17 protein-coding genes are annotated in these 17,967 nt (G+C 68.9%); 4 read left to right on the forward strand and 13 right to left on the reverse strand.

Going from position 1 to position 17,967, the window contains the following annotated elements:
- Positions 1 to 36: 36 nt before the first annotated feature.
- The gene (locus ACO2SS_RS10605) at positions 37 to 2,226 is read left to right on the forward strand and encodes a putative bifunctional diguanylate cyclase/phosphodiesterase (RefSeq protein ID WP_423277607.1); all 2,190 of its coding nucleotides are present in this window, start codon (positions 37 to 39) and stop codon (positions 2,224 to 2,226) included.
- A gap of 4 nt (positions 2,227 to 2,230) precedes the next feature.
- Here ACO2SS_RS10605 and ACO2SS_RS10610 read toward each other — a convergent pair whose 3' ends face one another.
- From ACO2SS_RS10610 to ACO2SS_RS10645, 8 genes are all read right to left on the reverse strand, one after another.
- Complete coding sequence (locus tag ACO2SS_RS10610; RefSeq protein WP_423277820.1) at positions 2,231 to 2,650, reverse strand: cytochrome c-type biogenesis protein; 420 nt, start codon at positions 2,648 to 2,650, stop codon at positions 2,231 to 2,233.
- A gap of 44 nt (positions 2,651 to 2,694) precedes the next feature.
- Positions 2,695 to 4,683, reverse strand: a complete 1,989-nt coding sequence (locus tag ACO2SS_RS10615; RefSeq protein WP_423277608.1) for a heme lyase CcmF/NrfE family subunit — start codon at positions 4,681 to 4,683, stop codon at positions 2,695 to 2,697.
- A gap of 5 nt (positions 4,684 to 4,688) precedes the next feature.
- Positions 4,689 to 5,144 (reverse strand): cytochrome c maturation protein CcmE, encoded by a 456-nt coding sequence (ccmE, locus tag ACO2SS_RS10620; protein WP_423277609.1) that lies wholly within the window; start codon positions 5,142 to 5,144, stop codon positions 4,689 to 4,691.
- Complete coding sequence (gene ccmI, locus ACO2SS_RS10625) at positions 5,141 to 6,238, reverse strand: c-type cytochrome biogenesis protein CcmI (protein WP_423277610.1); 1,098 nt, start codon at positions 6,236 to 6,238, stop codon at positions 5,141 to 5,143. The genes ccmE and ccmI overlap by 4 nt, the downstream gene beginning before the upstream one ends.
- Positions 6,239 to 6,411: 173 nt before the next feature.
- Complete coding sequence (locus ACO2SS_RS10630; protein WP_423277611.1) at positions 6,412 to 7,809, reverse strand: sensor histidine kinase; 1,398 nt, start codon at positions 7,807 to 7,809, stop codon at positions 6,412 to 6,414.
- Between the two features lie 6 nt (positions 7,810 to 7,815).
- On the reverse strand, positions 7,816 to 8,484 hold the full coding sequence (locus tag ACO2SS_RS10635) for a response regulator transcription factor (protein ID WP_423277612.1): 669 nt from the start codon (positions 8,482 to 8,484) through the stop codon (positions 7,816 to 7,818).
- A gap of 14 nt (positions 8,485 to 8,498) precedes the next feature.
- Entirely contained in the window at positions 8,499 to 8,813 is a 315-nt protein-coding gene (locus tag ACO2SS_RS10640) for a PepSY domain-containing protein (protein WP_423277613.1), read from the reverse strand.
- Positions 8,814 to 8,861: 48 nt separating this feature from the next.
- Positions 8,862 to 9,653, reverse strand: coding sequence for a glycoside hydrolase family 108 protein (locus ACO2SS_RS10645; RefSeq protein ID WP_423277614.1), 792 nt, complete (start codon positions 9,651 to 9,653; stop codon positions 8,862 to 8,864).
- 75 nt (positions 9,654 to 9,728) lie between these two features.
- On the opposite strand from ACO2SS_RS10645, the gene ACO2SS_RS10650 reads away from it, so the two are divergent.
- Complete coding sequence (locus tag ACO2SS_RS10650) at positions 9,729 to 9,899, forward strand: hypothetical protein (protein WP_423277615.1); 171 nt, start codon at positions 9,729 to 9,731, stop codon at positions 9,897 to 9,899.
- On the opposite strand, the gene ACO2SS_RS10655 is transcribed toward ACO2SS_RS10650, so the two are convergent.
- From ACO2SS_RS10655 to ACO2SS_RS10665, 3 genes are read right to left on the reverse strand one after another with little or no spacing between them, the layout of a single operon-like run.
- Positions 9,892 to 13,332 (reverse strand): baseplate multidomain protein megatron, encoded by a 3,441-nt coding sequence (locus ACO2SS_RS10655; protein WP_423277616.1) that lies wholly within the window; start codon positions 13,330 to 13,332, stop codon positions 9,892 to 9,894. The two genes, ACO2SS_RS10650 and ACO2SS_RS10655, sit on opposite strands and share 8 nt — an antisense overlap.
- Positions 13,329 to 13,760, reverse strand: coding sequence for an NlpC/P60 family protein (locus ACO2SS_RS10660; protein ID WP_423277617.1), 432 nt, complete (start codon positions 13,758 to 13,760; stop codon positions 13,329 to 13,331). The genes ACO2SS_RS10655 and ACO2SS_RS10660 overlap by 4 nt, the downstream gene beginning before the upstream one ends.
- Positions 13,757 to 14,488, reverse strand: a complete 732-nt coding sequence (locus ACO2SS_RS10665) for a DUF2163 domain-containing protein (protein WP_423277618.1) — start codon at positions 14,486 to 14,488, stop codon at positions 13,757 to 13,759. The genes ACO2SS_RS10660 and ACO2SS_RS10665 overlap by 4 nt, the downstream gene beginning before the upstream one ends.
- Before the next feature lie 29 nt (positions 14,489 to 14,517).
- Between ACO2SS_RS10665 and ACO2SS_RS10670 the strand changes: the two genes are divergently transcribed.
- Together ACO2SS_RS10670 and ACO2SS_RS10675 are read left to right on the forward strand one after the other, a co-directional pair.
- Positions 14,518 to 15,264, forward strand: coding sequence for a S1 family peptidase (locus tag ACO2SS_RS10670; RefSeq protein WP_423277619.1), 747 nt, complete (start codon positions 14,518 to 14,520; stop codon positions 15,262 to 15,264).
- Positions 15,265 to 15,314: 50 nt separating this feature from the next.
- Positions 15,315 to 16,163 carry a S1 family peptidase gene (locus ACO2SS_RS10675; RefSeq protein ID WP_423277620.1) on the forward strand — a complete coding sequence of 283 codons (849 nt, stop codon included), beginning with the start codon at positions 15,315 to 15,317 and terminating at the stop codon, positions 16,161 to 16,163.
- A gap of 12 nt (positions 16,164 to 16,175) precedes the next feature.
- Here ACO2SS_RS10675 and ACO2SS_RS10680 read toward each other — a convergent pair whose 3' ends face one another.
- Both ACO2SS_RS10680 and ACO2SS_RS10685 read right to left on the reverse strand, forming a co-directional pair.
- Positions 16,176 to 17,432 carry a phage major capsid protein gene (locus tag ACO2SS_RS10680; protein ID WP_423277621.1) on the reverse strand — a complete coding sequence of 419 codons (1,257 nt, stop codon included), beginning with the start codon at positions 17,430 to 17,432 and terminating at the stop codon, positions 16,176 to 16,178.
- Between the two features lie 8 nt (positions 17,433 to 17,440).
- Positions 17,441 to 17,962 (reverse strand): HK97 family phage prohead protease, encoded by a 522-nt coding sequence (locus ACO2SS_RS10685; protein ID WP_423277821.1) that lies wholly within the window; start codon positions 17,960 to 17,962, stop codon positions 17,441 to 17,443.
- Between the last annotated feature and the right edge of the window lie 5 nt (positions 17,963 to 17,967).

Here is a 17,967-nt window from a genome sequence, read left to right on the forward strand (position 1 = left end):
TCCACATAGTCGGCCTGAATCTCGCAGTCCGGCCGAATGTCCCAGCAGAGCACTAGGCTCGCCCACTCACACAGCGCCTTGCTGTCGCGACTGCTGCTGCCGACCGGCTTGCTGTTCGTCGCGACGCTGACCCTGGTCGTGGCCACCTTCCTCTGGACGAGCCACAACGCGAATGTCGTCGCGACATCCATGCAGAAGGCGAGGCTCGCCGCGGCGCTGAATCAGCGGGTCGAATCCCTGCGCGATGATCTCGTCCACTATCTCCTTCGCGTCTCGCACGTTCCGTCGCAGGAGGAACTTCAGCCGATCCTCGTCCTCGATCCGGCACTGAGGCGTTTCGACGGGATGGCACTGATCGACGGATCGGGTCTGCGCGAATTGCTCCCCGACCCGGCAAACCGCGATCGAGTGCGAGCCCTGCTCGACACGAGCGGACCACTTCGCGGCAGCCACGGAAGCGCCCCGCCGGAAGGCGGCACTCCGGACGCGGAAGACCTCAGGCGCGCGGTTGAGACGCGCGTCGTGAGCGATGGCACGGCGGTCTTCGCCTTGCTGACGATCAGAGGTGACGAGCTCGGCTCAACCAACCCCCTCGCAGCGCCATCGAGTCTCGTCTCGGCCTGGAAGCGTCTGGATGGCCCCCTGCTGCTGCGCGTCGCGGCCATCCACAACCTGGAGGAACTCGCCGTCGTGCCGGGCGGGACGGCCGACGGAGACGCCGCTCTGCCTCTTGTGAATGGCCACGGAGAGCCGGTTGCTCATCTCACCTGGACGGCCCAACGCCCGGGGGATGCCATGCGCAGCCGCATCTTCCCATTTCTCGGGATCGGGCTTGGGCTGTTCACGCTCCTGTTCGGAGCGGTCGCCCTCCATTTTCACTGGACCACACAGAACCTCGTCGAGACGGACGCGCTCTCGAAGGAGTTGCTCGGCCGCGATCCTTTGTCGGGCCTCGCCAACCGGATGCTGTTCAACGAGCGGCTCGATGGGGAGCTCGCCCGGGTGGCCGAGGGAGCGCTCGGGCTTGCCGTCATGTTCATCGACCTGGATCGGTTCAAGGACGTCAACGACGCCTACGGCCACCAGGCCGGCGACGACCTGATCCGGCTCGTGGCACAGCGCCTCCTCGATCTTCTCCCAGAACGGGACGTCCTTGCCCGGCTGGGCGGAGACGAGTTCGCGATCATCCAGACCGAAATCGCCTCCTACGAGGAGGTCGACACGCTGTGCCGACGCATTCTCGATGTCCTGACCCGCCCCTTCGCGGTCGCGCACACCCAGGTCACGATCGGCGCTTCCATCGGCATCGCGGTCGCCCCGGAACACGCCCGGGATCGCGAGAACCTCATGAAGCTCGCCGATACCGCGCTCTACCAGGCGAAGAGCGAGGGCCGGAACCGGTTGAGCTTCTTCCAGAGCCGCATGGACGAGACCCTACGGATGCGGAAGGTCGTCGAGGACGATCTTCGCCGGGCGATCCGGGACGATCAGCTCGTCCTCCACTACCAGCCGCTCTTCTCCTCGGATGGCGAGAAGATCGTCGGGCTGGAGGCCCTGGTGAGGTGGCCTCACCCCGTGCGCGGACTCATCAGCCCGAGCGAGTTCATCCCCATCGCCGAAGAGAGAGGGCTCGTCATTCCGCTCGGCGAATGGGTCCTCCGGCGCGCGTGCGAAGACGGAAACCGCTGGCCCGGCATTCGGATCGCCGTCAACGTGTCGCCGATCCAGTTCCGGCACAGGGATTTCGTCGGGAGCGTAACCCGAGTGCTCCACGAGACCGGCTTCGATCCCTCGCGCCTGGAGCTCGAGCTCACAGAGGGCGTGGTGGTGGGCGATGCCGATTCAGCAGAGGCCGCGATGGTCGATCTGCGCGCCCTCGGCGTGAACCTCGCTCTCGACGACTTCGGAACCGGCTATTCGAGCTTGATCTACCTGCGCCGTTTCGCTTTCGACAAGATCAAGATCGACCGCTCCTTCCTCGAGAGCATGGAGGCGACCGGCGAATCCGCCATCCTCGTCCATTCCATCGTGCATCTCGGACGGGCGCTCGGCCTCATCGTCACCGCCGAAGGCGTCGAAACCCGCGAGCAGCACCGCTTCCTCCAGGCGCTCGGCTGCCACCAGCTGCAGGGCTATCTCTTCTCCAAGCCGCTGCCGCGCGAGGAGATCGATCGCCTGCTCGGCTATTCGGAACCGGTCGAGCTTCCGGCAGCGAGCGCAGCGTAGCCCGTCAGGCCTTCTCGATCGCGCGGATTCGGGCCTCCTCGTCCGGCGTCAGGGGAGCCTCAGCTGCGAGCGGCCTCCGCCGTCGCGCCAGGAACAGGCCGGCGCTTGCCAGCACGATCACGATCACGGGGCCAAGCCAGAGGAGCGCGGTGTGCCAGCCTACCGGCGGCCGCAGGAGGACGAACTCGCCATAGCGCTGCACGACGAACGAACGGACGTCTGCGTCGCTCGACCCGGCCTTTAGCCTCTCCCGGACCAAGACGCGGAGGTCCCGCGCCAGCGGCGCGTCGGAATCGTCGATGGACTGGTTCTGGCACACGAGGCAGCGCAGCTCAGCCGAGATCGCACGCGCCCGCTGCTCGAGCGCGGGGTCACGCAAGACCTCGTCAGGAGCGACGGCCAGCGCAGGTCCGCCGAACTGCATCGCCGCGAAGAGAACGGCCGCGGCCGCCCGTCTCCTTGCCTTGTTCAAGCCGGCCCTCCGGCAGTCGCAGCGGCGGCGCGGATTGGCTGCGCGCGGACCGGCACGCCGATCCGAAGGCGCCGATCGGTAAGCGACAGGGCTCCGCCCGCCGCCATGAAGAGCGACCCGATCCAGATCAGCAGGACGAGTGGCTTGTCGTACAGCCTCAATCCGACCGAACCGTCCGTCCCGATCTCCCCGACGGACACATAGATCTGGTCCAGGCCACGCGTGAGGATACCCGCCTCGGTCGTCGGCATGCCTCGCGCCGTATAGATCCGCTTCGACGTCTCGACGCTGCCGACGGGCGTTCCGGCGCGCCAGAGGCTTAGGGTGGCCACTTCCTCGGTGTAGTTCGGCCCGCTCCTCGGCCTCACGTTGTCGAGCCGGGCGGCGTAGCGGCCCACCTCGAGCTGGGTTCCGATCCGTGCGGTTGCGATCGTCTCCGTGCTCCAGGCTTGTGCAGCGATTCCGATGATCGAAAGCCCGAGGCCGGCGTGAGCGAGTGCGCTTCCCCAGGCGGAGCGTGGCAAGCCGAGGGCCCTGCTCAGCGTCAACCCGAGAGGACGCCCCGGCGCGTGTGAACGCGTCCAGATCTCGCCGACCCCGCCAAGCAGGAGGAAGACACCGAGGCCCACCGCGACTGGCGCCATTATCGGCCCACCCTTTGTCATCGCGACCAGGGCAAGGGTGACGACGAGAGCGATCCCGAGAAGAAGCGCAAGACGCTGGCTCGCCGCGTACAGATCGCCGCGCTTCCAGGCCAGTGCCTGCCCGAAGGGAAGGAGGAAGAAGAGCGGGAGCACGATCGGCAGGAACGTGAGATTGTAGTACGGGGCTCCCACCGAAATCTTGTCGCCCGTCACGGCCTCCAGCGCGAGCGGATAGAGCGTACCCAGGAAGACGGTCGCGCAGGCACTTGCGAGCAGCAGGTTGTTGAGGATGAGCGCCCCCTCGCGGGAGATGGGAGCGAAGATGCCGCCCTCGCGCAGGAGCGGCGCCCGCCACGCGAACACGGCGAGCGAGCCGCCGATGAAGATCGACAGAATGATCAGGATGAAGAGACCCCGGGCGGGATCGACCGCGAAGGCGTGAACGGATGTCAGCACGCCCGACCTGACGAGGAACGTGCCGAGCAGCGAGAGGGAGAAGGTCAGGATGGCGAGGAGGATCGTCCAGACCTTCAGGGCCTCCCGCTTCTCCATAACGACGACCGAATGAAGCAGGGCTGTCCCGGCGAGCCAGGGCATCAGGGAGGCATTCTCGACCGGGTCCCAGAACCAGAACCCACCCCAGCCGAGTTCGTAGTAGGCCCAATACGAGCCCATCGAGATGCCAAGGGTAAGGAAGCTCCAGGCAAGAAGCGTCCAGGGCCGGGCCGCCCGCGCCCAGACCGCATCGACCTTGCCCTCGATCAGCGCCGCCATGGCGAGCGCAAAGGTCATCGAGAAGCCGACATAGCCGAGGTAGAGCAGCGGCGGGTGGATCGCGAGCCCGATATCCTGGAGCACGGGATTGAGATCCTGGCCCTCGGCAGGCGCCTGTTCGAGGCGGGAGAATGGGTTCGAGCTGAACAGGACGAAGATGATGAAGGCCACGGTGATCGCAGCCTGAACCGAAAGGGCGTTCGTCTTCAGGCGGGTCGGCAGGCTCGAACTCGCCGCTACCATGGCGCCGAACAGGGCGAGGATGAGCACCCAGAGCAGCATCGAGCCCTCGTGGTTCCCCCAAACGCCGGTGATCTTGTAGATCATCGGCTTGGCGGAATGAGAGTTCTCGACGACGTTCACGACGGTGAAGTCCGACGTGACGTAGGCGAAGAGCAGCGCCACGAACGAGAATCCCACCAGGATCGCGACCCCGACGGCTGCCGGAGCCGCTGTGCCCATGAGGACGGGATCGTTCGCCCGGGCGCCCCAGAACGGAACCGCGCATTGCAGCACGGACAGCCCGAGCGCGAGGGCGAGGGCGTAGTGACCGGCTTCGACGATCATGAGGCTTAGCGCTGCGCCGACTTTTCAGGCGCGCCCTGCCAGACGCCCTGCTGCTTCAGAGCGTCCGCGACCTCGCGCGGCATGTAGGTTTCGTCGTGACGGGCCAGCACCGTGTCCGCCACGAATATGCCGGCCGGGCTGAGCACGCCCTCGGTCACCACGCCCTGACCTTCCCGGAACAGATCGGGCAGCAGGCCCTTGTAGCGGACCGGCACGCTGGCACTGCCATCTCCGACCTTGAATTCGATGAGTTGGTCAGTGCCCCGCTTCACGGATCCAGCATCCACCAATCCCCCAAGTCGGAAGCGCGTGCCGGGCTGCACAGCGCTCGCGGCAACTTCGCTAGGAGAGCGAAAGAACACGATCGTGTCGCGCATGGCGTTCAGCGCCAGGCCCAGGGCCCCCGCCAATACCAATCCGGCCACGCCAATGATGGTAAGCCGCCGCCCCTTGCGTGTCATCGGGCAGCCTCCCGGCTGCGCAGGCCGAGATCCTGGGCCAACCGGTCGAGCTTCTCGACCGCACGTGTGTCGCCGGCGAGCGCATCCTTCGCCTTCGCGAGGCGATCCCGCGCGTCGTCCGGACGTCCAAGCACCACGAAGGAGCGCACGAGCCGCGCCCATTCGGGCTCGCTGCCACCCTCGCGGGCAAGGCGTGCATCGAGACCTTCTACCATCGCCATGATCTCGGGGGTCGAATCCTGCTTCTCCACGCGGGGGAAGGCCGGCGCGTCCAGCCGTGCGAGCTTCGAGCGTATCACGTCCAGCCAGGGAGCCTGCGCGGGCGCGCCGGCAACGATGCGCTCGTATTCGGCACGGGCCCGAGGGAGGTCGCCGTCCTGCTCGGCGGCGAGTGCCAGATAGAACCGGGCCTTGGCCGAGCCCGCGTCGAGTGCGAGCGCCTGGGCGAACAGGGCGGCCGCGTCGGCCGGAACGACCCCGCCCGCGCTCGCGACCAGGGCTTCCCCCTGGCCCGTGAGACGATCGGCCCTCTCCCCGAGGAGACGGCGCGTAGCCGCGAAGGCCTTGGCCGCGTCGTCGAACCGTCCCGCGCCGAGATAGACCGGAGCGATGACTTCCCAGCCCCGTCCGTCATCCGGATTCGCCGCGAGGTGGCTCTCGATCCGCGCAACGGCGCTGTTCAGGTCGCGCACCACGTCGACCCTGGCGGCCACCGAGGCCGCCCGCGAGGGAGCCTGTGGCGAGCCGAGCAGCCCGTAGACCGCAAGTCCCGTTAGGGGAACGATCGACAGGCTGAAGGCCGCCGCCGCGCGCCGCCGTCTCAAGGCCGGCTCGCCCGTCGAGCTCGCAGGTCCGCCACCCTCGGCATGGGCGCGAAGAAGACGACGGCCCGCCTCGGCTTTGGCGGCCTTCGCCTGATCGTCGGAGATCAAGCCTCGCTCGACCTCGCGATCCAATTCAGCGAGCTGATCCCGGTAAAAGCCTACATCCCCACGGGATTCCGGCTCGGCGCCGTTGAGGCGGCGCGAGAGGGGCCAGAGCACCGCCATGACGGCGGCCCCCGTCATCAACGCCATGGCGGTCCAGAGGAGCATGGCCTCACATACGCGTCACGAGAAAAGGCCCGAAGGTGGCACGTGGCCACACGTAATTGTCCTTAAACGATCAACAAGGGAAGTGGGACTCGCTTTCGACGCGAGCGATCCAGCGCAACTCGTTGCCATCCCGAGGGATCTGCCTGCCGTCGCAGCCCCTGCGGCCACGCGCTTCAGGTCGCGAGGTCGCCGACCAGCGACAACTCTGCGCGGGTGCCCCCGAGTGGCGAGCGGGCGAGTTCCAGCCGGCCGCCATAGATCGCCGCGAGTTCAGACACGATCGAGAGGCCGAGCCCGGAGCCCGGCTTCGTCTCGTCCAGGCGCTTGCCGCGCTTCATCGCCTCTTCCCAAGCCTCGGGCGGGAGGCCCGGCCCGTCATCGTCCACCACGATCCGCAGCCAGGATCGGCCCTTGTTCTCGACCAGCTCGGCGCTGACGTTCACCTGAGAGGTGGCCCATTTGCAGGCATTGTCGACGAGGTTGCCGGCCATCTCTTCGAGATCCTGCCGCTCGCCCCGGAACCTCAGGGAGTCCACGGCGCCGACCGACAGCGTCAGCTTCCTGTCCTGGTAGATCTTCCCGAAGGTCCGGGCGAGCGCCTCGAGCACCGGGCCGACATCCGTCACGGCCCCGAGCGTGCCGGCGAGCGCGGCAGCCCTGGCGCGATTGAGGTAATAGTCCATCTGGTCGCGCATGATCATCGCCTGCTCGCGCACGCGATTGGGCGATTCGGGCGTCGGGTGCGTCGTCTCGTTGACGATGACGCTGAGCGGCGTCTTCAGCGCATGGGCCAGATTGCCCACCTGCGTGCGGGCGCGCTCCAGGATCTCCTTGTTCGCGTCCAGCAGGAGGTTGAGCTCCTCGGCGAGGGGCGCGATATCGCGCGGGTAATCCCCTGCGATCCTTTCCGACTGTCCGCGCCGGATGGAGGCCACCGCTCCGCCGAGATCGAGTAGCGGTTTCAGACCGAACCGGATCTGGAACAGCATCGACAGGCCGAGCGCCGCACCGAGCAGCAGGAAGGTGACCGTCAGGGCGAGGACGAACCGGCCTTGCGCGTCCGAAATCTCATCCGCGGGTCCGGCGATCCGGACGACGAACCGGCCGTCCTCGCCGAGGTCGATGTCGCGCTCCAGGATGCGCAGCTCCCGTCCTTCCGGACCGGCGGCGTAATCCTTCCTGATCTGGCCGAACCTGCGGTCGGGCGACGAATCGGCCAGCGTGGGAAGCGGGTTGCCGAGCAGCGAGCGCGAGGCGCGAACGTCGCGGGGCTGGGCCTCGAGCCGGCCGACCTGCCAATACCAGCCGGACAGGGGAATATCGAAGCGGGGATCGCCCAGGCTGCCGAGGCCTCGCTGAGGCTCCTGGTCGGCCGGTCCCACGAGGTCTGCCGCCAGGTCGTTCGCGTAGACGAGCAGCCGCTCGTCGAAGGACCGCTCGGTCGCCTGCCGATAGAGCGCGGTCAGGATCACCCCCGCGATGATGAGGATGAGTGAGCTCCAGAACAGCGCGGAAGCGGCTAATCGAACCGCAATCGACCGACCTGCGAGGAGGCGCCTGAAGCGCTCCATCGTCGCTCAGGGCTTCAAGGCGGGATCGACGAGGTACCCAAGCCCGCGGACGGTCTGGATCAGGTCCACGCCGAGCTTCTTCCGCAACCGGCCGATGAAGACTTCGATCGTGTTCGAGTCGCGGTCGAAATCCTGGTCGTAGAGATGCTCGGTGAGCTCGGCGCGCGAGACGATGCGGCCGGTATGGTGCATCAGATACGAGAGCAGGCGATATTCGTGCGAGGTGAGCTTCACGGCCGCGCCGTCGACGCTGACCCGGCCAGACCGGGTGTCGAGCCGAACGGAACCCGCCACGAGCTCGCTCGTCGCATGCCCGGCCGAGCGCCGCAGCAGCGCCCTTATGCGGGCAAGCAGTTCCTCCATGTGGAACGGCTTCGCGACGTAATCGTCCGCGCCGGCATCGAAGCCCTGGACCTTGTCGCTCCAGCGATCGCGCGCCGTCAGGATCAGCACGGGCATCTTGCGCCCCGTCCGGCGCCAGTTCGTCAGCACCGAGACGCCGTCTATTCCCGGCAACCCGAGATCCAGGATGACGGCATCGTATGGCTCGGTTTCGCCGAGGAACTGCGCTTCCTCTCCGTCGAAGGCCTTGTCGACCGCGTAGCCGGCATCGCTTAGAGCCGCGGCGACCTGCCGGTTCAGGTTACGGTCGTCTTCGACGAGAAGGAGGCGCACGGGCAGCTTGACGCTCAGTGGATCGTGACGACCTTGCCGGACGGCGCGTCGACCGTGACTCGCACGATCCGACCGTCCTTGGTCAGGAGCATGATACGATAGACGAGCTTGTCCGTCTCGCGGCACAGCGATGCGCGCAGAACCTCCGAATTGGGGACGGCGCGCCGCGCGTGGACAAGCACCTCGCTCGGCGTAACCACCTCATGCGCGTTGAGGATCTCGATCGTATCTCCCGGGGACAGGCAGAGCTGCTCCGGGCGCCGATCCGCAGCGCTCGCCCGCGGAATCGCGGCGAATGCGAGGAGGAAGCCGAGGAGGACGCGGCGCATGGATGGAGCCTGACGCCGCGGCCCTGAACTGCCCGTGAATGCGCCGCGTCAGCGCGCCGGGGGCGTGATCTGCTTCGTCGCCTGCAGCCGGAAATAAGTCGAGGCGATGAAGCTGATCCCGGCCACGATCTGGGCAAGCGCCTCCGCCAGCCCGCTCTGGTCGAGCGTGCCCGTCTGTACGCCCAGCGTGCCGAGCGCGAGGGACCCCAGCCCGACGAGATTGGCCCAGACGGTGCGGCTCGCGAGCAGGCCTTTGCTATCGATCATCGTCACCTTCTCCTCTCCTGGCTGTGATGGTTTGGGCTCGGCTATCCGGGCATAGGGAGCGGCGGCGGCCATGAGGGCGGCGGTCTCCATGCGGGTCGTCCTCGAGGTCCAACCCCCGCCGAAGACCGGCCACGTCGATAGGCCGCGGAGGAAGCGAAGCCGCTCGCGAGTCAGGGCCCGGACAGTCTCGGCCGGGTCGGCGGCATGCGCGGCTGCGAGCGTCTTCGGACCGATCCTGCCGTCCTGGGCGACCCCGAGTACGCCCTGCAGGCTCCTGGCGGCTCGGCTAGGCCCGGAATTCACGGAGAAGTCGAAGGTCGCGAGATCGAGCCCGGGCGGTAGCTCGTCTCCCCGCACCGCATCCCAGTAGGAGCGGCGATAGATCGTTCCGGCCTCGGCCCTTGTGAGCGCCTTTACGTCCGCGACCGTGACGGGCCGCCCCCGTGCCTTTGCCAGCGTGGCGAGCGTGATGCCGAGATTGGTGGCGCCCCCGGGGTCGCTCGGGTGATCCACGAATCCACCCTCGAGTTCGAGGACGAGCGTCAGCGCTCGGTCGAAAGTCTCGGCCGCCATGCATTTCTCCGCTTTGTGAATGGATTCCGGCCGGGCCGGCTGGTCGAGGTGCCGGTGCTGGGCTAGGCTTCAGGCATGACCTGGATCGTCTCGCTCGTTGCGCTCCTGGCCGTGCTCTTTCTCGTCGGGCGCGGCATGCCGTTCCTGCGCTGGCCGGTGATCATCGCGGCCACGCTCGCCGTGATCCTGCTGGTCGTCGCGGCGGAACAGAACGGATTGTGGCCGCAATCCTGGCAGGTCAGGTAGCTGCCTCGGGCGTCGTCAGGCGCCTCTTCAGAACCGCGATCTCGTCGGACAGCTTGAGGATCGCCGCGTGGAGCAGCGCGGTGATCTGATCCGGCCCCCGCAGTAGTCCGGAAAGACGATAGCGCCGTGGACCGATCAGCTCGGCAAAGGCCGCGGAGAACATCTCCCAGGTGCCGTTCAGCCCCTGCACGGCGAACAGGCTGTCGAACCCGAGCGCACCCTCCTCGCCGATGGAACTCAGGGCGGCGGCGGAGAACTCCGCCTCGATCACGGAGGCGCGATCGAACACCCAGACCGGCCCCGCCGGGACCGGCGACGTCGTTTGGCCGACCACGGCCGGAAGATGCGCGACAGCGTGGAGCGAAAAGGAGCCACCGTCGAGCGAACGCCAGACCGCGATTGCGCCGGGCCACGGATCTGCGGCCACGGCAAGGTGCTGGAGAGCCGCCGGATCGGCGGGCGAGGCGGGCAGATCGAGCAGCAGGGCAGCGGGCCTCCCGGCTATGCTGGGCGGTGCCGGGCGGCGGGGAGCCAGGACGCCCGCCGGCCGGGGCGCGTTGAAGATCGAGGGATCGAGTTCCCGCGCTTCGACCTTGCGGCTGGCGCCGTCGGCAATCCGGACGATCCGGTGCAACATGGGCCCGCCCGGGCCTTCCATCTCGACGATATCCCCCGGCTCGAGATCGAGACGGCGCGGAGACAGGGCGAAGCTCGCCGTCTCCCGCCCGGCCCACTCGTCCTGGAGCCGGATGTCGGCCAAGCGCTGCGCCTCGGCCCGCCGCGTCACGATCGCGGAATCGACCCGCACCTCGCGCCGGCTCGTTCCCGCGAGGCGACGCGATCCGGCTGCGGCGCGCCCATACTCACCCTCGCCATCCGTGAAGTTCAGCTCGACCGCGGCTGGCAGGTCGGTCTCCTGCGCGCGGGAGCGTGCGAAGACGGGTTCGTTGCCGGATTCCACAAGGTCCGAGGCAAGCAGGGCCGTGCTGCTCCGGCCGTCCCTCCCTTGCCATCGGATCGCGCCTCCACTCGCGATCGCATCGAAGCCAAACACATCCGCCAGCGGTTCCAAAGCCTGGCGAGCGGACATCGGCCGGTCGATCACATAGCCGTCCACGAAGCCGTCGAGCGGGATATCGGGTCCGCCATCGAGGCCGTAATCGGCCATGATCGCCCGCACGAGCCGATCGAGCGGCACGCCCTCGATCCGGCCCGTGATCCAGTGGCCGGTCTCCCAGTTGGCGCCGTCTGCCCAGACGAGGTCGAGATCCGGGAAGGCCGGGAACGGCCGTGCGTCCCAAGCCCAGACCGATACGCGGTCGTGGTCGATCATCGGGCCGCCATAGAGCGGCGATGACGGGTTGGCGCCCTCCACATGGCCGGGAATTGCCGGGTCGAAACCGGAGAGCATCGCCTCCAAGGCCCGCACCTGGACGAGGTCGTCGCGGGCGCCGCTCGAGAATGGCGGGACCGCCGACTCGACCGATTTCGGATCGGGGAAGACGTTCGGGCCGTTCGGCCCCTTGTCCACGGCCGGAATGCCGATTTCGGTCAGCCAGATCGGCTTCGAGCGCGGCACCCATGCGGTCGTCCCGGTTTCGACGCCGGTGCTGCGCTCGACATGGTGGTTCTCCCACCAGCCGGCGAAATCCTTCGCGCGGAAGATCCAGGGCTTGCCGTAGGCCCCATCCATGATGGGGGTTCGCACCTGCGCCAGGCGGTCGGCCTCGCTGGCGTAGTGCCAGTCGAATGTCTCGCCGGAGCGGAGACGCCCCCGCAGGTAGTCCCGATCATGAATGCTGCGCCCGAGCGCGGCGTCGGCGTTCGTCACGCCGTCCCGCCAGTCGGAGATCGGGGCATAGTTGTCGATCCCGACTGCATCGATCGCCGGATCGGCCCAGAGCGGGTCCAGCGGAAAGCGCACCTCCGCGCCGCCATCGAGGACGTGGGCGCCGTACTCGGTCCAGTCCGCCGCATAGGTGATGCGGGTCTCCGGGCCGAGCTTCGCCCTCACCTCCCCCGCGAGCGCCCGGAGGTGGTCGACGCCCGGGTACACTCCGGGCGCGGAGCGGATCCGGGTCAGGCCGACCAGCTCGGACCCGATGATGAAGCCGTCCACACCTCCGGCCTCGGCCGCGAGATCCGCATAGTGGTGGACAACGCGGCGGAGGCCCCACTCCTCGGCGGACCCGAAGAAGGCGGCGACCTGCTCGGCAGCGGCCGAGGTCGCATCCACCGTTCCCGGCAGGCCCGGCGCGGGGTCGCAGGTGATCCGCCCCCGCCAGGGATAGGGCGGCTGCCCGGCAGCTCCCGTGCGCGGATCGGGCAGGTCGTTGCCGGCCGGGATGTCCATCATCACGAAGGGGTAGAGGGTGACGGCGAGGCCTCGCGCCTTGAGGGCCTGAACGAGGCGGACCACGCTCGCATCCGACGGCGTGCCGCCATAGGCGGGCCGCCCGGCCGAATGGCTCACCTCACCGGCTTCCGCCCTGGTCAGCCCGGCCACCGACCATTCGAAACCACTCGTCGCCTTGTCGGCGATCTCGACCCGGGGCGTGACCGTGCAATGGCCGGCCCGGAGGTCGCTGCCGAACCAGGAGACCACGAGCGAGACATGCTTCAGGTTGGGGCAGAGCGCCTGGAGCTGGTCGAGCGACGCGACGACGTCGCTCGATCGGGCGAACTGATGCGTGTTCTCCGGAACCGAGCTCCCGAGGCCCAGCTCGCGCCGGGTCGGCACCGTCTCGTATGCAAACTCGCCCGCCCCGGGAATGAGGCAGACGGAGCGGATCATGTTGCGGAGGCCCTCGGCGGGCCGGACCACCTCGAAAGTTAGCTGGGGGACGCGGTTTCCGAATTCGGCGAGCGGCAGCTTCTCGAAGACCGCATAGGCGAGCCCGCGATAGGCGGGGGCGTTTTCGGCGCCCTCGTTGGCGACGATCAGCGGATCGGGCACCTGGTCCTCCGTGCCCGGATGGACCCTGATCGTCAGGTTCGTCTGGTCGAGCTCGCGCCCGTCGGCCCAGATCCGACGCACGAAGGCGATCGGACCCTCGCAGAGCCCAACCGCGAGGTTGGCGTGGTATGAATAGGTGGTCGTGACGGTCGTCGTGGTCCGCCTGGACGAGCCGAGGCTCTTGCCCCCGCGGCTGGTCTGGCGGTCGACGGCGGTGTTCGCGACCTCCTCGAACCGCGTCGCCCAGATTAGCTGGCCGCCGACACGAGCCCGGCCGTAGACGCGCGGGATCGGCGCGCCTTCCGTCGAGGCGAGCCCGTTCATCTCCGTCAGGCGCGGCCCCTCGATGGCCCGCGTGGTGTTGCGTCCGCCCGAACCCGAGATGGCACCGGCGACGAGACCGCCCAGGTAGCTCGTCCCCACCCGGGCGAGGCCGCCGAGGGCGGTGTCGGCCGCCTGAAGAACAAGCGTCGTCATGGCTCGGCTCCCGGAAAGCTGAAGACGGCCGCGAGATGCCGGTCCCACCAGGGCGCGATCGCCACCTCCGCCACGGCTGCGCCCTCATGGGCATGGACCATCGTGCCGGGCCCGGCCGCGATCGCGCAGTGCTTCGCCGGCAGGTGGCCGCGCCAACGGAACAGGAGGACGTCGCCCGCCCGCCATTCGCGCTCGGATACGGGGAGGAGATGGCGTTCGGCCGCCTCGATCAGCGCCTCGCGGCCCGTGGCCTCCGCCCAGTCGCGCGAATAGGCCGGCGGGCGCTCGGGCTCGCGGCCGATCACCTCGCGCCACACGCCCCGGAGCAGGCCGAGGCAGTCGCAGCCGACCCCTTTCAGCGAGGCCTGGTGCCGGTATGGCGTCCCGATCCACGAGCGCGCCGCCGCGACGATCGCCTCGCGCCTCACCGGAACAGGCTCCCGCCGTCGAACACGCCCGTGCCGGACGCGGCGACCTTCAGGACGAAGTCGTTGCCCGGCATGTGCGGAAAGCCGCGATGGTTCAGGACGTTGTCGAACTTTCCCCGGCAGGTCTGGAGGCGCTTGTCGCATCCGGCCGAGACCCGGAACGTGTCGCCCGGCTCGATCATCGCCGGCATGCGGCGCCAGAGGTCGAGTTCCGCCCTGTCGCCCAGAATCCGGTGCGCCTGCACTTCCGCGGCCACCCCGGCATTCGCGCCGGTCAGCCAGAGAAGGCGCCCGCCCGTGAACCATCCGGCCGCATAGCCATCGAGCCCGCCTGTCGTGAGGCTCTGGGCACCGTCGGCGGTCTCGACCGCCGCCTCGGCCATGAAGATCGGCGAGGAGAGATCCACGCGGCAGCGGCCGTCGCCGAGATCCGCCGAGCAGGTGGCGCGGTAGGTAAGGCCGCGCTCCTCATCGAGGCGGTGCATCGGCCCGCGCAGCTCCGCCACGAAGGCGCCGTCGGCGCGGCGGATCTCGCCGATCGAGAACACGTCCGTGAGAAGCCGCGCCTCCGGTTCCGTCCAGTTGGCTATCCAGGTCTCGACGCTCGCGTCGTCGTAGCGCCCGGCCAGGATGTCGGTCTCGGTCAGCCCCGTGGAGACGAGCGCACCGGCGACCTCGGCCAGGGTCACGGGCTCGACGGCCGGGCTGGCGATGGGTATCGGGCTCATCGATGTCTCCGAAAATCAGCAATTCACGATTGCGGCTCGGTCGCGCGGCCCTCTCGGTCGCCGCGCTGCTCGCGATCGGTTTCCCACCGGCCCATGCCGTGGTCGGAGGAAGGGAGAATTCAGGCCCCCTCGCCCGCTCCACGATCATGGTCCTGAACTCGCGCGGAGGCGTCTGCTCGGGCGTGGTGGTCGCCCAGGACGCCGTCCTCACGGCCGCTCACTGCGTCGCCGGCAGGGGCGAATTCCGCGTGCATTGGCGCGGCGACGACGGCCAGCCGGTCCTCGTCCCGCCGGCCTCGCGCACGATTCACCCCCAATTCGTCGCGAACTCCGTCGCTGAGCGCCGGCGCTCCATCGACATGGCGTTGCTGCGCCTGCCGTCCGACCTTCCGGGCCGTTTCGTCCCGGGAGTGCTGACGGCCTCCGCGCCCGCGAAGGGGGCGCCCGTCACGCTCGGCGGCTACGGCGTCGCCCGCGTGGGCGACGGCCGGTCGAGCGGGACCTTCCGCACGGCCGAGCTTGCCGTCGTGGAGCCCTACGGCCGCAGCAGCATCCTGCTCTGGGCGGCGGGCGAGCGCGGGACCGGAGCCTGCGAAGGCGATTCCGGTGGGCCCATGGCGGAGCCGACCGGAGCGGTCGCCGCGCTCACGAGTTGGGCCGCAGGCGACGCCAAGGGCGGCTGCGGCACGATGAGCCAGGGCATCCTCGTCGGACCGCAGCGTGGCTGGATCGATCGCACGCTCGCCGGCTGGGGCCGCGCGGCGGAGTGGCGCTGACCCGAGTAGCCGGCTTGCCGAAGTTGCCGGCCGCGGGCAGATTGCCCCCCATGAACCGCCTTCTTCGTGGCTGCCTCATTGCCGCGGCGCTCTCGCTCGCGCCCTTTCCTGCCGCCGCGGTCACGGGCGGGCAGGTCGTCAAAGATCCGAACGGATTGCGCCGATCGGTCGTCCTCATCGAAAGCTCGAACGGCGAGCTCTGCTCGGGGGCCGTCATCGGGCCGGACCTCATTCTGACCGCGGCGCATTGCGTGCTCCAGCGGGCCGCCTACCGGGTGGTGACGGTGGACCGGCGGTTTCGGAAACGCAGCATCCGGGCCGTTGCGGCGGCTTTGCATCCCTCCTTCATCCCCGGCACGACCCCGCGCACGCAGCCGGGGATCGATCTTGCTATCCTGAAGCTCGGAGAGAACCTCGGTCCGGACTTCGCCCCGCTCGATCCGGCTCGCTCCTATGGTCTCAGCGAGGGCGAGATGGTGGACCTTGCGGGGTTCGGCCTGTCCGCCGAGGCCGCCAAGGGCTCGGCCCGGGTGCTCCGGGCGACACGCCTGGTGTCCCTCGGAACGCTGCAGGCTGCGAACCGGGTCGTCGTCGTGGCCGACCAGCGTCGGCTTGCCGAAACGACCGGGGCCGGCGCCTGCCGGGGCGATTCCGGCGGACCGATCGTCCGGAACGGGCCGGGCGGTTACCAGCTCCTTGGCATCGTGAGCTGGTCCTCCGGCGCGCTCCACTCCCGCACCCCGACCGCCTGCGGCGGCCTGACGGCCGTCACGCCTGTCTCGGAGCACGGAGAGTGGATCACCGCCCGCGCGCAGGACCTGCGTCGGCTGAACGGCGAGCAGACGATCGGCTGGGCCTCGCGCCCGCGCACCAACACGTTCGACTGGTCGATGCGCTGACGGCTCGCGGCGTCAGCTCGCAGCGAACTTCAGCAGCTTGATCGCAGCATAGTCCTGCACGCCGCCGCCGACCCTCTTGGTCGTGTAGAACAGGACATAGGGCTTGGCCGAATAGGGATCGCGCAGGACGCGGATCCCCGCCCGGTCCACCACCAGGTAACCGCGCCGGAAATCGCCGAACGCCACGGAGAACGAGTTTGCGGCAATGTCCGGCATGTCCTCCGCCTCGACGACCGGGAAGGACATGAAGGTCGCCGGCTGCCCTGCCGTCGCGGGCGGCTGCCACATATAGGCGCCCGATTCGTCCCGGAACTTGCGCATGACGCTCTGCGTCTTGCGGTTCATCACGAAGACCGCGTTCTGCCGGTAGCCGACTTTCAGCGCATAGATCAGGTCGATCAGCACATCGGCCGGATTCTCCGTCGGGAAGGCGCCGGCGGTTCCGCTCGCGACATAGCCGATATTTCCCCAGCTCCAGCTCGCATCCGCGACCGTCGGGGCAGCCACGAAGCCTTTAGGCCTGTTCACGCCGTCGCCCTTGACGAAGGCGAGGCCCTCCTGCTCGGCGAAGACCGTCTCTACCTCCGCGGCGAGCCAGGCGTCGATGTCGACAACCGCGTCGTCGAGAAGCGTCTGCGTCGCGGCCGGCATGGCGTAGAGTTCCATGGCCGGGAAGGCGAGCTCGGCGAGGTTGGGCGAGGCCGTCTGCGGCCGTGATGCAGCCTCGCCGACCCAGCCGGAGGCCGGGCCGGCCGTCGAGAAGGCGCGCTTGTAGAGGCCGCTGGAGATCGTCCGAACCGACGAGATCGCCCGGATCGGCGACAGGTTGGCGAGGCGGGTCAGCACCTCCTTCTCGACGTTCTCCGGCACGAGGTAGCCCCCATCCGGCCCCGAGCCGGCGGAGAGCGCCTTCTCCTCCAGGCGTTTCAAGCCGGAGGCTTCCCCCGCCCGGACATAGAGGTCGAACGCCGCCTTGTGCTCGGCGAGGCCGGCATTGCGCGCCTGGTCGGATGAGGCGCCGAGCGCCGGACGCCCGCGCTCGAGCTGCACCCGGTCGAGCCGTCGCTTCGCCTCGTCGAGCGCGGTGTCGATGCGGGCGAGCTTCTCCTCGGTGACGATGTCGGCGGAGAGCCGCGTCTCGATCTCGGCGAGGCGCTCGTCATTGGCCGATCTGAACGCGTCGAAGGTGCGGGCGAAATCCTCGAAGGCGGCGGCGACGTCGCCTCCGCCGGCGGATTTCGTCTCGGGTGCATGGCTGAGCAGATTCATCGGGTTCCTCACGGGGTTGCGGGACGAGACAGCCGCGCGGAGGCGCGGCGGATTGAGTGCGCCAGGGAGGCGGGAGCGCCCTTCACGGTCCCGAGCCGGGCGCCCGGCAGCATCGGGAAGGTGACGACCGAGATCTCCCAGAGGTCGAGCTTGAGCAGCCGGCGGATGCCGCCGGCGCCCTTCGCGGCCTCGACCACGCGAAAGCCGATGGAAAGGCCGTCGAGGGCGCCCTCCCCGATCAGCGCCGCGATCTCCCGCGCACGCCGGACGGCGAGGTTCAGCCGCCCGCGGACGAGTAGACCGCGAGCATCCTCGCGGATCGACAGCCAGGTGCCGACCGGCTCGCCCGGATCGTGCTGCCAGAGCATCCGGACCCCGCCGGCGCCGCGCCGGGCGAGGCTGTCGCGGAAGGCGCCGCGCTCGACCACGTCGCGGCCGAGATCGGATATCCCGAACAGGCTCGCATAGCCCTCGATGACGCCGTCCGCGCCGACGCGGCGCAGCTCGCGGGGAAGCAGCTTCACCTCCAGGTCGG

Source organism: Enterovirga sp. CN4-39, from assembly GCF_049446235.1.
Taxonomy (GTDB): domain Bacteria; phylum Pseudomonadota; class Alphaproteobacteria; order Rhizobiales; family Beijerinckiaceae; genus Enterovirga.

Excerpts from the sequence above, each read along its gene's own strand:
- ACO2SS_RS10605 (WP_423277607.1), top strand. The coding sequence starts at position 37 with ATGTCCCAGCAGAGCACTAGGCTCGCCCACTCACACAGCGCCTTGCTG.
- ACO2SS_RS10610 (WP_423277820.1), bottom strand. The coding sequence starts at position 2,650 with ATGCAGTTCGGCGGACCTGCGCTGGCCGTCGCTCCTGACGAGGTCTTG.
- ACO2SS_RS10615 (WP_423277608.1), bottom strand. The coding sequence starts at position 4,683 with ATGATCGTCGAAGCCGGTCACTACGCCCTCGCCCTCGCGCTCGGGCTG.
- ccmE (WP_423277609.1), bottom strand. The coding sequence starts at position 5,144 with ATGACACGCAAGGGGCGGCGGCTTACCATCATTGGCGTGGCCGGATTG.
- ccmI (WP_423277610.1), bottom strand. The coding sequence starts at position 6,238 with ATGCTCCTCTGGACCGCCATGGCGTTGATGACGGGGGCCGCCGTCATG.
- ACO2SS_RS10630 (WP_423277611.1), bottom strand. The coding sequence starts at position 7,809 with ATGGAGCGCTTCAGGCGCCTCCTCGCAGGTCGGTCGATTGCGGTTCGA.
- ACO2SS_RS10640 (WP_423277613.1), bottom strand. The coding sequence starts at position 8,813 with ATGCGCCGCGTCCTCCTCGGCTTCCTCCTCGCATTCGCCGCGATTCCG.
- ACO2SS_RS10645 (WP_423277614.1), bottom strand. The coding sequence starts at position 9,653 with ATGGCGGCCGAGACTTTCGACCGAGCGCTGACGCTCGTCCTCGAACTC.
- ACO2SS_RS10650 (WP_423277615.1), top strand. The coding sequence starts at position 9,729 with ATGACCTGGATCGTCTCGCTCGTTGCGCTCCTGGCCGTGCTCTTTCTC.
- ACO2SS_RS10655 (WP_423277616.1), bottom strand. The coding sequence starts at position 13,332 with ATGACGACGCTTGTTCTTCAGGCGGCCGACACCGCCCTCGGCGGCCTC.
- ACO2SS_RS10665 (WP_423277618.1), bottom strand. The coding sequence starts at position 14,488 with ATGAGCCCGATACCCATCGCCAGCCCGGCCGTCGAGCCCGTGACCCTG.
- ACO2SS_RS10675 (WP_423277620.1), top strand. The coding sequence starts at position 15,315 with ATGAACCGCCTTCTTCGTGGCTGCCTCATTGCCGCGGCGCTCTCGCTC.
- ACO2SS_RS10680 (WP_423277621.1), bottom strand. The coding sequence starts at position 17,432 with ATGAATCTGCTCAGCCATGCACCCGAGACGAAATCCGCCGGCGGAGGC.